Genomic DNA, 13,477 nt, shown 5'->3' with positions numbered 1-13,477 from the left:
ACGTCGGGACACTGCGGAACTTGGCTACTCGATAGCCAAAACGCTTGGGGAGAGGAGTCCTCTACTTTGGCTGGAGCTATCCTGTCTGGGCAAGGCACCTCATTGAACCAAGAATCCCCCGTCATAGCGCAAGCTTGACGGCGGGAGTGTCAAGTCTATTACCCCTGAAATTGCTAATCTAGTCGAGCGACCTAATCAAGCTTTAGATGAAACTCAACAAGATGCAATTACAGAACTTAATTTAGTCAGAAAAAATTTATTGTTATTTGGCGATAATAAATGCTAACAGACTTAAAAAACGTTTGGAGTAATGAAAAATGACTAAGCTATTAATGAGCGAGCAAGAATTAGCTAATTTTAAAGAACTCTTGGAACTAGCAAAAGAAACTGAACGGAAGGCGGAAGCATTGGCAAAGCTAACTTTAAAGCTCAATCAAAAATATGAAAAGCGTATTGCTGAAATTCGCGTCAAGAGAAGAATACAAGAGGCTAACAAGTCCTAAGTTTTTTTTTGAGAACAAAATAACTATTTTGCGATCGTCTATCCTCTTATTTTGGCATTTTCAAAGAGTAACAGAGGGCGTTGTCTTTTCATTAAAGCAACTCGGTTGGTCAATTGTCGTTATTTTTTAAATTATTTCAACTAAATTATTTTGTTTTTTAATAAAAAATTAAACCTAAATTTATTGTTATTTTAAATAAAAATCTTTTAAAAAATAGACTTAAATAAGAGGTATTCTGGCAAATGTAAAGGAATGATAAAATTAAATTTAATTGTCTTTTATTTCACAAAAACTTTATATTTATCACAGTAGCACCTCAATAACAGACCTGAAACAATAATTTTTTTGCTTTTTTCTGTACAAATTCTAGCCAAGACGAGCAATTGTCTTCTTTTATACAAAAATTTGTCAGGGTTCCCAAAACACAAGGCTTATATAATGAAAAACAAATATGTTTAGTAAAGATATTGCTTTTTTAGAAAGACAAAGTTATTCTATTAGCAGATTGCCTACAAGCTGATTTTACAGCAAACTAGCTTTAAAAAACTTAAATTGATGTAAGTGAGCGTCCAAAAAACATGAAAACATTAAAAGCATTGGCATCAGTGGCTATAGCAACGACTATAGTTCCTTTAGTCGCTGGAGTAGCCGAAGCAGCCCTAATCAAAACCGTTGACCCGTTGACCGATTTTCAAACTGTAAACCAAGCAACTACACCCAATACTGTCGGAATCACTTCTCAACTTTTAGGTAGTGTTAACCGAACAATCAGTGTTAGTGGCGTAAAAAGTCCTCCAAGTTCACCTTTTCCTATAAATGCTCAGGTAGATGTTGCGGGTGGTTTCCTCTCTTTTGCTACTGGTACTGGTACTAATGGTATTACAACTATTAACTACGGCACTTTTGCTGCAACAGATTTTACGATGGGTGGTGCAGATAGCATTATGCTCGGTCTGGTTTCGGCCGACTTAGCTGGTACAAACGTCACAGTAACCCTCAACGGAATTCCTAAAACTCTAGGCCCTTTCGGTACGGTTCCTCCCCCAGTTGGTCCCTTAGTCTTTGATTTTGATGATTTCGCGGGTCTAGATGAAACCGCCGTAACGTCTTTCAGCGTTACTATAGATCCTCCAACCGCAGGCGATGTAACCATTGATGTAATTGGAACGTCGGGTCCTGGTATCCCTCCCACGACTCCCGAACCTACTACCATGCTAGGTTTACTCGCTGTTGCTGCTTTTGGCTCTTCTGCTCTTAAGAAAAAACAAAGCTAAACTTAAATTAAGCTATAAAATTTACAAGGGTAGGTGTCATGCCTACCTTTTTGGTTTTTAGGCGGCTAAAATCGAAAGATCGGAATCTAATTCTGATTCTTCTGCTAGAGATGCTACAGCCCTTTTAAATTTAGAATTCTCTTTAAGGAAAAAATCGGGATGCTCACAAAAATCCTCTAGCCATTGCTCTAAGTGGTGATTCAAAAGAGAGGCTAATTGTATAGTATCGATCGTTTCTGGTAAATCCCAAGCACTTATTAAATTTTCGGCAGCTTCTATTAGTACAGTCTGTTCGATGACCAGATCACGGCTACGGACTTTGGAACCTATCCCAGACATGGTTTTATCTCCTTCCTGATATCTGTTTCCATTATAGTACAATTGAACCAAAATAAACAAGAGGAGATAGTACGATTTTAAAATGAGGAATGCCGTAAAGACGGGAGCAAATAAAGACGCGATATGTAAAGACGCGCTATGGCACGTCTCTACAACCATCACACAAAATTAAACAGAGATGTCGCTAAATTCACGAGTCATGTGATCAAAAGGTTCATCAATAAAAGAGGTATCAGAAACACCCGTTTCAGCAACCATATTTTTAACCATCTCTTTCATAATTTGGATACCGCGTACTGTCGGCCCGATGGGAACACATAAAGAGTTATAGGTTTCCCGTAAACCTTGTAGTACCCGTTCATCGAGAACATTATTATCACCCGCAACGAGAGCATAACTCGCATAACGGAGATAATAGTCCATATCCCGTAGACAAGCCGAATAACGACGGGTTGTATAAGCATTACCACCGGGGCGGATCAATTCTGGTACTTCTTCAAATAATTGAAGTCCAGCTTGTCTAACGATCGTCGGGGAATTTGCATTAATCACGGCTGCGGCGGCGATACGAGCAGTACCAGACTGAAAATAAGATTTCAGGGTATCCATTGCATCACGATCTAGATAACGTCCAGTAATATCGTAGTTTTTGATTAAACTGGTTACAGCGTCTCTCATTAAAGTTTTCTCCCAACAACAGTTTTTCAATAATTTAGCTTACTATAAGCCTAATTGTAAGTGTCTTTTATCTATAATCCCATAGGGTTGAACCGCTTTTCCCCAAGTTGAAAGAAGTCTCTCTTTTCCTTTATAATTCGTTCGCTTTTTGATACATTCTGTTACATAATCACTGCGGATGACTCATTTTTTCAGCAAAATGTATAATTAATCACATTTTTCCAAAAATTCCAGATTTCTGTATCGAATAATACAAAATTCCGTCAACTCACTCCCTACGATCAAGAATTTGAGACAGCTAAAAATAAGACCTGACCTAAAGAGGAATTCTTCATGTTTCAAACGCCCGATGAAGTCTTAAAGTACATCAAAGACGAAAATATTGAGCTAATTGACTTAAAGTTTATCGATACACCTGGAATTTGGCAACATTGTACCTTTTATACCGATTTAATTGATGCAAGTTCTTTTGATGAAGGTGTTGCTTTTGATGGTTCGAGTATTAGGGGTTGGAAAGCAATTAACGAATCTGATATGGCAATGGTACCCGATCCCGCTACGGCATGGATCGATCCTTTCTACAAAGATAAAACCCTGAGTATGATTTGTAGCATCAAAGAGCCGCGTACAGGGGAATGGTACAATCGAGATCCGCGTACGATCGCAGCCAAAGCCGTCGAATATGTCAAAACCAGTGGTATTGGTGATAACGTTTTTGTTGGGCCTGAAGCCGAATTTTTCATGTTTGACGATGTTCGCTTCGACCAAAAGGAAAACGAAGGATACTACCATGTAGATAGTGTTGAAGGTCGCTGGAATACAGGCAAGAAAGAAGAAGGCGGAAACTTAGGTTATAAACCCCGCTATAAAGAAGGATATTTCCCAGTTGCGCCCACCGATACAGCACAAGATATTCGTAGTGAAATGCTCTTAACGATGGGTAGATGTGGCGTTCCTATTGAAAAACATCACCACGAAGTCGCAACCGGTGGACAAATGGAATTAGGGATCAAATATCAGACCCTCGTCAATGCGGCTGACTCTCTAATGACCTACAAATACTGTATCAAAAACGTTGCGAAAAAATACGGTAAAACTGTCACCTTCATGCCCAAACCCTTGTTTAATGACAACGGTTCGGGGATGCACACCCATATGTCCATCTGGAAAGAAGGTAATCCTTTATTTTGGGGTGATGGCTATGCTAATCTTAGCAAACTGGCTTTAAACTTCATTGGTGGACTGATCAAACACGCGCCCTCACTGCTGGCTATTACCAACCCGACAACCAACTCCTATAAACGTCTCGTACCAGGTTTTGAAGCCCCTGTAAACCTTGCTTACTCCCAAGGAAACCGTTCTGCATCAATTCGTATTCCCCTAACTGGAACCAACCCCAAAGCAAAACGTTTAGAGTTTCGTTGTCCTGATGCCACTTGTAACCCCTATCTCGCCTTTGCTGCGATGGTTTGTGCGGGACTCGATGGGATCAAAAATGAACTTGATCCAGGTGAACCTTTAGACGTAGATATCTACGATCTTTCTCCTGAAGAATTAAGCAAAATTCCCTCAACTCCTGGATCTTTAGAAGCAGCTTTAGAAGCATTACAAAAAGATCATGCTTTCTTAACTGATGGTGGCGTTTTCACTGAAGATTTTATTCAATCTTGGATCAATTATAAACTCGATGTCGAAGTTAACCCAATGCGTTTACGTCCTCATCCTTATGAGTTTGCCCTTTACTATGATTGCTAAATCTCAAGTTGAAATTTAGTTTATTTTTGGGAGGCTTCGGCCTCTTTTTTTAATGAATAATGTTATAATTTTTATCAAAGTAGAGAAAGTTTTGGAACAAAGAATGACTACCACTGAAGATAGATTATTACAAAGCCAAAGTTCTACATTACGATCTAGCATGACAGCCGCCGAGCGAACCTATATTAGTAAACAATCAGAATTTGAGCAACAGCGTCCACAATTAATTAAAGATTATTCTAATCAGTGGGTACTTTTTGAAAATAATCAAGTCTTAGATATGGATTTCAATTATCAAACTTTATTAGAACGAGTTAAACAAACTAAAAAAAATTAAATTGTTTTAATTAAAAAAGTTGAACCTTTAATCATTTCAGAATAACATTATCAGTGGGAACTTATCGCTACACCTTTATATCGACCGAAATTCCAGCTATACCTATTTTACCTATTCAAATCTAAACCCCTAACTCATCAGCGATCGTTTTAAATTGCCAGGCTATTCTAGATACGGGTTCTGATACAACTCTTATGGAAAATGAAGAAATATTTCGGTAATGAATAGTACATAAATACCGATACTTTAATAAATTCTCTGTCTCGCAGTGCTAAAGTCGATTTTAATAGACTGAAAGCTTTGTTTGAAGTAGGTTTTAACCTACTTAAGCTTTGAGACAGGGATTTTAATCCCTGGTGATATTGATGAATGAATTTACTTTCACGATTTTTGGAGAGAGACCTCATCCCCAGACTACAATAGATATCTAGACTGATATAATATTTTTCAAAACTTTTAATGCAGCCAACTGACTCTAGTAAATTTACCGAACAAGCTTGGGATGCTGTTGTCAAGTCTCAAGAAGTCGCTCGTCGTTTGAAAAATCAGACCTTAGAAGTTGAACACGTCGTCATTGCCCTACTCGAACAAGAAAACGGGTTAGCTCTACGAATCCTCAATCGAGCTAATATAGAAGTTCCTCGCCTCATTCAGCAATTAGAAACTTTTGCCCAAAGACAACCGAAAGTCCTCAATGTCGATCAGCTTTATCTCGGTCGTGGACTTGATGTTATGTTAGATCGCGCTGAAGCATCTCGCAATAGTTGGCAAGATAAATTTATTTCAGTTGAACATCTTTTAGTCGGTTTTGCCGAAGATGAACGCATCGGAAGACGCTGTTTACGTTCTTTTAATTTAGATCCACAAGATTTAGAAGTTCAGATCAAATCCATTCGCGGTACACAAAAAGTTACAGAACCGAACCAAGAAGATAAATACGAAGCTTTGGCTAAATATGGTCGGGATTTAACAGAATTAGCTCGTGAAGGAAAGCTAGATCCAGTAACAGGAAGAGATGAAGAGATACGCCGTGTTGTTCAGGTTTTATCGAGAAGATCTAAGAATAATCCTGTATTAATTGGTGAACCTGGAGTCGGAAAAACAGCGATCGCCGAAGGATTAGCCCAACGTATCCTTAATGGTGATGTTCCCGAATCTCTCAAAAACCGTCAATTAATTTCTCTGGATATGGGTAGTCTCATTGCAGGGGCAAAATATAGAGGTGAGTTTGAAGAAAGACTGAGATCCGTCATGAAAGAAGTCACCAACTCAGACGGACAAATTGTTTTATTTATTGATGAAATTCATACCGTCGTCGGTGCGGGATCTCGTGAAGGTGGCTCAATGGATGCGGGAAATCTCCTCAAACCCATGTTAGCACGGGGCGAATTACGCTGTATTGGGGCAACCACTTTAGATGAATATCGCAAACACATCGAAAAAGATCCAGCCCTAGAAAGACGTTTTCAGCAAGTATACGTCAAAGAACCCAGTGTCGAGGATACGATTTCTATTCTACGGGGTCTCAAGGAACGATACGAAGTCCATCACGGGGTCAAAATTACTGATTCTGCGTTAGTTGCGGCCGCGAATTTATCCCATCGTTATATTACCGATCGCTTTTTACCCGATAAGGCGATCGATCTTGTAGACGAAGCAGCCGCTAAACTAAAGATGGAGATCACATCTAAACCGGCTGAACTAGAATCGATTGATCGTCGTCTGATGCAATTACAGATGGAAAAATTCTCCTTAGAAGGCGAGGAAAAACGGCCAGGAATGTTAGTCGTCGATCGCGCATCTAAAGAACGTCTCGATCGCATTCAACAGGAAATAACCGACTTAGAAGTTAAACAGAAAGAATTTTCTTCACAATGGCAAGCGGAAAAGCAAATGTTAGAGGAAATAAACACCCTCAAAGAAGAAGAAGAACAACTGCGCTTACAAGTCGAACAAGCAGAACGCGCTTACGATCTAAATAAAGCTGCACAATTAAAATACGGGAAACTCGAAGCCCTGCAACGAGAAATCGAAGTTAAAGAAACCAAACTTATTGAAATTCAATCTAGAGGTGCAACCCTATTACGGGAACAAGTCACCGAATCTGATATCGCTGAAATCGTCGCCCGTTGGACAGGTGTACCCCTCAACCGTCTTTTAGAAACCGAACGGCAAAAACTCCTACAATTAGAGTCTCATCTGGGTGAGCGCGTTGTCGGACAAAAAGAGGCTGTAGCGGCGGTAGCGGCGGCTATTAGACGTGCTAGGGCAGGGATGAAAGATCCTTCGCGTCCCATCGGTTCTTTCTTGTTTATGGGTCCCACAGGCGTAGGAAAAACCGAATTAGCCCGCGCTTTAGCGGCCATGCTTTTCGATAGTGAAGATGCAATGGTACGCATAGATATGTCTGAATATATGGAGAAACACGCCGTTTCTCGTCTGATTGGTGCGCCTCCGGGGTATGTGGGATACGAAGAAGGTGGACAACTTTCCGAAGCAGTGCGCCGTCGTCCTTATTCGGTCGTGTTATTGGATGAAGTAGAAAAAGCCCATCGAGATGTTTTTAACATTTTATTACAAGTACTTGACGATGGACGGATTACCGACTCACAGGGAAGGGCGATCGATTTTCGGAATACGATTATTGTCATGACGAGTAATATCGGGAGTGAACATATTCTCAATGTATCGGGTGATGATAATGACTATGAGGAAATGCAGAAACGTGTCTTAGATGCTTTACGAAATCATTTTCGCCCTGAATTCGTCAACCGTATTGATGATTTAATTATTTTCCACACTTTAAAACGGGAAGAATTACGGTATATTGTTCACTTACAATTACAGCGCATCCAAAAGTTATTATCTGAGCAGAAAATTAGCCTAGAATTAACGAATGCTGCACAAAATTATATCGTCAATGTGGGTTATGATCCGACTTATGGCGCACGTCCTTTAAAACGAGCCATTCAACGAGAATTAGAAAATCCTCTAGCAACCAAAATTCTTGAACAAGCTTTTGTTGAAGGAGATACCGTTGTTATTGACTGTGTAAAAGATGCACTCAGTTTTAATAAAAAAGAAGCTGAAGTTATTTTACAAAATGAGGATGTATTTTATCAGGAAGTCGATGATTTCGATGATTTTGATGATGATGATGACGAAGCAATAGCAGTCGAAGTCGAAGTCGTATAGTTTCGTAGGGGTAGGGAAACCAAACCCTTTTAGTTTTAATATAAAATATTATCAATGATGGAGCCAACAGAAGAACAATATCTAATTTTGAATGCCTTAGAAACTTTGGCATTACTAATAGATTATAGATATGATGAAGAAATAGGTCTATTTTTTATCAGAATAATTAGTCCGATCTTACCTATAGCTACTCTAGGTCAAGATGGCGAGATTTTTTCAATTGAACTTTAGCTCAAACAATTGTAGCTTTATGGAACAACGTCAACAACTTTATCAAAGAATGATTGAACTTTCGGATTTAGCAATTCAAAGAAAACGAGAGTTAGTGATACAAGGTGATAACCGTCATCGTAGTGGGCGAAAAAATGATGATTATTTAACGGAAGAAGAAAGACAAGAATTTTTTATGATCGCTAGGCAATTAGGAGGAATTAGAATAGAAAAAGATTATGTGTATTGTCAAGAAAAATTCTGGAAGCGTTCTGACCAAATTTCTTGACTTATTTCTGGCATTAAATCAGCTATAGATGATTTTTCTAGATAAAGAAACCAATCTATTACAAAGATTAGATTTGTCCTCGGTTCCCTGTTTGTAGTAATCTAAGAAAAAACGTTACAATTCACATATTCTCGATGGCCGGACATAGTAAGTGGGCAAATATTAAACGCCAAAAAGCTAGAATTGATCAAAAAAGAGGAAAAACTTTTACCCAATTATCCCGCGCTATTATTGTAGCAGCCCGTAACGGGATACCTGACCCAAATGGTAATTTTCAACTGAGAACCGCCATCGATAAAGCGAAAGCAGCAGGAATTCCTAATGATAATATTGAACGTGCGATCGCTATTGGTTCAGGAACATACAATGATGGTACGATTCTAGAAGAAATTCGCTACGAAGGCTATGGGTTAGGTGGTGTAGCAATTATTATTCAAGCTTTAACTAATAATCGTAACCGAACAGCCGCCGATTTAAGGGTTGCTTTTAGTAAAAATGGCGGTAATTTGGGTGAAACGGGTTGTGTGAGTTGGATGTTTAATCAAAAAGGTGTTGTTTTTTTAGCTGGAGAAATAGAAGAAGATATTCTCTTAGAAGCATCTTTAGAAGGGGGTGCAGATACTTACGAATTTTTTGAGGATGAAGACGGAAAAGGGGTAGAAGTTTTTACAGAAGTCATGAATTTAGATTATTTACAACAAACATTACAAAAAAAAGGATTTGCTGTACAAGAAATCGAATTACGTTGGATTCCGAGTACAATGATGGAAGTGCATGATCTTGAACAAGCTCGATCGCTACTCAAACTCATTGATATTCTAGAATCTTTAGATGATGTACAGACGGTTACTTCTAACTTCGAGATGAGTGATGAATTAATAGCCGCATTTGATGACATCAACTCAGATTAGCCCTGAACCACTTGTTTAAGCGTCGTAAACGTCTCTAAACTAATTAAACCTCGGCGTTGACCTTTTTGATTAGAAACGCCTAAAAAGACCGATTCTCCCTGTTTTGGATTACGAGAAAAACGCGGCGAGGAATTAATATAAACTAAAGCACTATCACTATTCATAGCAAATTGTCGGCTTTCTCGATAGGATTCGGTAATAATACAGTCTGCATGACCACTACTATGACTATTAATCCAAGCGATCGCATTTGATAAATCTTCGACAATTTTAAACGCGATGACTTTATCTAAATAGGGTTTATTCCATTCGGTTTCGGGGGTGGGGATCAAATAATCTGGAAAATTTGCCACTAAATCTATATCCCCTTTTAAAATAAATCCTTTTTCTTTTAAATTATTAAATAATCTGCCCAACAACGACGGATTATGCTTAGAACTAATTAAAACTTTTTCGATACTATTAACTGGATCTGGTACACTTGTATGACTATCGATAATTACATGACGAGTTAATTCTAAATCTCCACTGGGTGACCAATATAAATAACAATTGCCCATTGCTGATCTTAAAACGGGAACTGTGGCAAGTTGACTCACTCGACTAATTAAACCTGGACGACCATAAGGAATAACTAAATTAATATATTGATCTTTATTGACTAATCGATCAATTCCATCAGTATCATCCGTTTCAATGAGTTGTACACAATTGACAGGAAGTCCCGAATCTTCTAAAGCAGTGTGCAAAATTCTCGCAATGACAACACTGGAATGACTCGATGTGCCACACCCTCTTAAAATAAGACTATTTCCCGTTTTAAGCGTGAATCCAGCAGCGATCGCTCCAAGTTCGGGGAAAGCCTCGTAAATCAAAGCAACCACCCCTAAAGGCATTCTTTGGCAATAGGTTTGGGATGGATTGAGTTGATAGGAAGCATTGGTTACTTGTAGAATCGGATCAGCCGCCTCGGCGAGTTGTTCTAAGACTTCAACGGCTACCTCAAGACGTAATGGTGTGAGTTTAAGCCATCGGAGAATCTGTTCAGATACCGCCATTTCTCGACTGGTTTCTAAGTCTAGGGTATTAGCTTCTAATATCTCATCAAAAGCCTTTTGAATCCCTTTAGCCATTGCTTTTACTGCCCGACTGCGTTCGACTCCCGTATGATTTTCTAGATCGAGAAACGCTTGATAGCTATGTTTAACAACAGTCAGGATCGGATCAAATACAATTTCTGCACTCATAGACAAATATTTAACGCCGATAGGCTAACCAAAAAATCAAAGCGGGCAAGATAATTAATAGCATCGCTAAAATTGCCCAGAGAATCATTCCCACACTAGATGGTGCATTGAGAACTAAAGGAAGCCATACAATGAGTAAAAGTAAAATAATGCCTAGTATAACGGGTAAGTAGCCTTCTCCTAATCGAGGATTGGCGACTAACCAACGATGTCCAGTCCAACGCCATGAACGCTTATAAGGATAAGTTGAGGACAGTTGTTCTATGACATGACCATTATCCTGAACGACGAAGATTTGTTGACACCGTTGACAGCCTAACGCTTCTGTCAAAATAATCGGGATTAAATGTCCTCGCCGACGACAAGGGCAAGGATAATCTTGGTTTAAATCTATTTTTTGAAACTTTTGTGGTCGCACAAGATCTGATTAAAGTAGGTTAATTAAACGCCGTACTATCTAGTATATGATGTGTAATCAATAGGTGGTTTTTTAGTAGAGCCTTAAGATCTAGTCCACTTAATTTCTAGTTTAAACTTTTTTTAAGCGGGCAACGCGATTCGAACGCGCGACATTCACCTTGGCAAGGTGACGCTCTACCACTGAGCTATGCCCGCAGATTTGAGACCTTTATAATAATCTCAAATTTTTTAGCTTTTGTCAACCCCAAATTTCTAATTTTCAGTTTCTTTAAGTTCGGCGGGGTTTAACTGTTCTCTTGCGGAAACGGGTAAAACCGAAATTGTTTCCTCAGAGGGGTTAACGATATTTCTGCCCACCTGACGCATTAAACTCGCCATTTCTAGGGCATTAAGGGCATAATTCCAACCCAAATTACTCTTAATTCCAGCGCGTTCGAGGGCTTGTTGCATCGTATCGGTGGTTAAAATGCCGAAAATAACAGGAATTCCAGTTTGCCAGCCTGCTGCCGCAATACCTTTAGCTGCTTCAGCCGAAACAAAATCAAAATGGGGAGTTTGTCCTTTAATAATCGCCCCTAAACAAATAATTGCATCATAACGATGGGTTAAAGCTAACTGACGAGCCATCATCGGTACTTCAAAGCTTCCAGGGACCCAAACATAATCAACTTGTGTGCCATTGGGATCAACATCAACACCATGACGCTTTAAACAGTCTTGACACCCCGATAACAGCTTATCCGTGACTAAATCATTAAAACGACCAATAACGATCGCAAAACGAAAAGAAGATGAATCTTGAAACGTTCCCTCAAAAACAGTCATAGTCTAAAAATCGTAAACAGTAAACAGTAATCAGTAGTCTCAGTAATCAGTTTACCGAGTACTGATTACTGTAATTTCTTTTTTTAGATGACAAAAAAGTTGAGAACGCCGACTAGAATAACTAAGGCTGCCCAAACACCAGATCCTAAATAAAGTAAAGGTTTAGCTTGATCCCAGTTTTGGGGGGAAGCATAAGCAACCGGAACCCCAACAACCATGAGAAAAGAAAACAAAACCAAAGCCGTTAGCGCGATTTGAAAGATAATAGACATTTTTATAGTTCTCCTTTTGTATGATCCGCTTTTTTGATGGTGATCTCTCTCATAGTACGGTATCAAAAATTGACCCCACCTGAGAAGCCTATTTTCTAAAAAAACTGAAAAGAGAATCGAAGGTCAACCCAATCATCTTGATTTTAAAAATTAACTGAAGGGGTTTAAGTAGCGATGACTTCGAGTTCCGAGTCACGAAAATGCCCTTTAAACTTTGGACTAAACTCAACAACCACTGGCATATTAGCACTAACTGGTCGGCCTTCCCATTCAGTAATAATACTAATGATCGTTCCTTCCATACCGATTATATCAAATGGTTCTTTTTTGTGTTGCGGATGGTGGTAAACCACGACAGAGGTACTAACACGGACGCGATCACCAACTTTCATAACTTCCCTCTTTTCTATTACGTCTGAAAGCACAACAGCCCCGATCTCATGTGAAACAACCTTATTATTGTTGCACAGGAGTGTCCCAAGCTCAAAAAAGGAGACCCAAGGTGATAAACTTACTTCATCATTGATGAACGTCGATTTATCTCTGTTTTGATGGCTTGTAAGGTGTCTTCTAAACTATCTTCATAAATACCATAAAAAATACCTCGCCACGACTTATTCCCAGGATCAACAGTCACTTGATGAGTAATCAAAAGTTGGATCGGTTGATCTTCTGAAGCTACGGAAAGCGGTTGAATCGTCCAAGATCCTTGTAAAGATTGTATTTCACCAGATGTCATCTTAAAACTAATCTTATTAGGATAGGTTTCGCTGACGGCGATCCGGATGGGCGATTTTCGGGTAAAAATAGCAGCTTGAATCACTTTGATCTGTTCAAAAACCTTATTATTACCATTGTTTTCGATGACTCTACTTTCTTCTACATCGGGCAAAAATTTTTCATAATTATCATAATCGGTTAAAACTGCCCATGCGATCGCCTTAGTAGATCTTACGATCATTTTTCCCGTATATTGTCCTTTTGTTCCTGCGACGACAACTTGTCCTTCTCTTACACCGACTTGTTTTTGACTTGTGAGTTGTCCCAATGCAGCGCTCACATCATTAGAGATCATTAAAGTGGCTAGAGTCATTGCAGACAGTAAGCCAGTAAATAACTTACCTCTGTTAAAAGGTTGATTCATCAAAAATTCTCTTTATCTTGTAGTATACTGTTCAAAAATTCTTTATTTTTTATATTTTATTGATCATACCTTTATTTA

At 38.9% G+C, this 13,477-nt stretch carries 15 protein-coding genes and 1 tRNA gene; 7 read left to right on the top strand and 9 right to left on the bottom strand.

What is annotated here, in order from left to right:
• Window positions 1-317: 317 nt before the first annotated feature.
• Complete coding sequence (locus tag C7H19_RS15975) at window positions 318-503, top strand: hypothetical protein (protein WP_106457921.1); 186 nt, start codon at window positions 318-320, stop codon at window positions 501-503.
• Window positions 504-1,081: 578 nt separating this feature from the next.
• On the top strand, window positions 1,082-1,777 hold the full coding sequence (locus C7H19_RS15970) for a PEP-CTERM sorting domain-containing protein (protein ID WP_106457920.1): 696 nt from the start codon (window positions 1,082-1,084) through the stop codon (window positions 1,775-1,777).
• Between the two features lie 57 nt (window positions 1,778-1,834).
• On the opposite strand, the gene C7H19_RS15965 is transcribed toward C7H19_RS15970, so the two are convergent.
• A complete protein-coding gene (locus C7H19_RS15965; RefSeq protein ID WP_106457919.1) occupies window positions 1,835-2,116 on the bottom strand; it encodes a hypothetical protein in 282 nt (93 codons plus the stop codon).
• A gap of 168 nt (window positions 2,117-2,284) precedes the next feature.
• Complete coding sequence (gene apcB, locus C7H19_RS15960; protein ID WP_106457918.1) at window positions 2,285-2,794, bottom strand: allophycocyanin subunit beta; 510 nt, start codon at window positions 2,792-2,794, stop codon at window positions 2,285-2,287.
• 333 nt (window positions 2,795-3,127) lie between these two features.
• Between apcB and glnA the strand changes: the two genes are divergently transcribed.
• The 5 genes from glnA to C7H19_RS15935 all read left to right on the top strand — a co-directional run bounded on the left by glnA (window position 3,128) and on the right by C7H19_RS15935 (window position 9,491).
• On the top strand, window positions 3,128-4,549 hold the full coding sequence (gene glnA, locus C7H19_RS15955; RefSeq protein ID WP_106457917.1) for a type I glutamate--ammonia ligase: 1,422 nt from the start codon (window positions 3,128-3,130) through the stop codon (window positions 4,547-4,549).
• 103 nt (window positions 4,550-4,652) lie between these two features.
• Entirely contained in the window at window positions 4,653-4,886 is a 234-nt protein-coding gene (locus C7H19_RS15950) for a hypothetical protein (RefSeq protein WP_146136536.1), read from the top strand.
• A gap of 459 nt (window positions 4,887-5,345) precedes the next feature.
• Window positions 5,346-8,081 carry an ATP-dependent chaperone ClpB gene (clpB, locus tag C7H19_RS15945; protein WP_106457915.1) on the top strand — a complete coding sequence of 912 codons (2,736 nt, stop codon included), beginning with the start codon at window positions 5,346-5,348 and terminating at the stop codon, window positions 8,079-8,081.
• Between the two features lie 250 nt (window positions 8,082-8,331).
• Window positions 8,332-8,580 carry a hypothetical protein gene (locus C7H19_RS15940; protein ID WP_106457914.1) on the top strand — a complete coding sequence of 83 codons (249 nt, stop codon included), beginning with the start codon at window positions 8,332-8,334 and terminating at the stop codon, window positions 8,578-8,580.
• Between the two features lie 134 nt (window positions 8,581-8,714).
• Complete coding sequence (locus C7H19_RS15935; protein WP_106457913.1) at window positions 8,715-9,491, top strand: YebC/PmpR family DNA-binding transcriptional regulator; 777 nt, start codon at window positions 8,715-8,717, stop codon at window positions 9,489-9,491.
• Here the strand turns inward: C7H19_RS15935 and C7H19_RS15930 are convergent.
• The 7 genes from C7H19_RS15930 to C7H19_RS15900 all read right to left on the bottom strand — a co-directional run bounded on the left by C7H19_RS15930 (window position 9,488) and on the right by C7H19_RS15900 (window position 13,399).
• Window positions 9,488-10,738: a glutamate-5-semialdehyde dehydrogenase gene (locus C7H19_RS15930; protein ID WP_106457912.1), complete on the bottom strand. Its 1,251-nt coding sequence runs from the start codon at window positions 10,736-10,738 to the stop codon at window positions 9,488-9,490. The genes C7H19_RS15935 and C7H19_RS15930 overlap by 4 nt on opposite strands.
• A gap of 10 nt (window positions 10,739-10,748) precedes the next feature.
• On the bottom strand, window positions 10,749-11,156 hold the full coding sequence (locus tag C7H19_RS15925; RefSeq protein ID WP_106457911.1) for a hypothetical protein: 408 nt from the start codon (window positions 11,154-11,156) through the stop codon (window positions 10,749-10,751).
• Window positions 11,157-11,281: 125 nt separating this feature from the next.
• Window positions 11,282-11,353 (bottom strand) — tRNA-Gly (locus C7H19_RS15920).
• 57 nt (window positions 11,354-11,410) lie between these two features.
• On the bottom strand, window positions 11,411-11,983 hold the full coding sequence (ribH, locus tag C7H19_RS15915; RefSeq protein ID WP_106457910.1) for a 6,7-dimethyl-8-ribityllumazine synthase: 573 nt from the start codon (window positions 11,981-11,983) through the stop codon (window positions 11,411-11,413).
• A gap of 83 nt (window positions 11,984-12,066) precedes the next feature.
• On the bottom strand, window positions 12,067-12,255 hold the full coding sequence (gene psbZ, locus C7H19_RS15910) for a photosystem II reaction center protein PsbZ (RefSeq protein WP_106457909.1): 189 nt from the start codon (window positions 12,253-12,255) through the stop codon (window positions 12,067-12,069).
• Between the two features lie 164 nt (window positions 12,256-12,419).
• Window positions 12,420-12,647 (bottom strand): ferredoxin-thioredoxin reductase variable chain, encoded by a 228-nt coding sequence (locus C7H19_RS15905; RefSeq protein WP_106457908.1) that lies wholly within the window; start codon window positions 12,645-12,647, stop codon window positions 12,420-12,422.
• 119 nt (window positions 12,648-12,766) lie between these two features.
• The gene (locus tag C7H19_RS15900) at window positions 12,767-13,399 is read right to left on the bottom strand and encodes an SRPBCC family protein (RefSeq protein WP_106457907.1); all 633 of its coding nucleotides are present in this window, start codon (window positions 13,397-13,399) and stop codon (window positions 12,767-12,769) included.
• Window positions 13,400-13,477 lie beyond the last annotated feature (78 nt).

Origin of the sequence: Aphanothece hegewaldii CCALA 016, assembly GCF_003007785.1 — a bacterium.
GTDB classification, from domain to species: Bacteria; Cyanobacteriota; Cyanobacteriia; order Cyanobacteriales; family Microcystaceae; genus Chroococcus; species Chroococcus hegewaldii.
The sequence above is the reverse complement of the archived record's forward strand: the minus strand, read 5'-3'. Positions and strand labels throughout refer to the sequence as shown.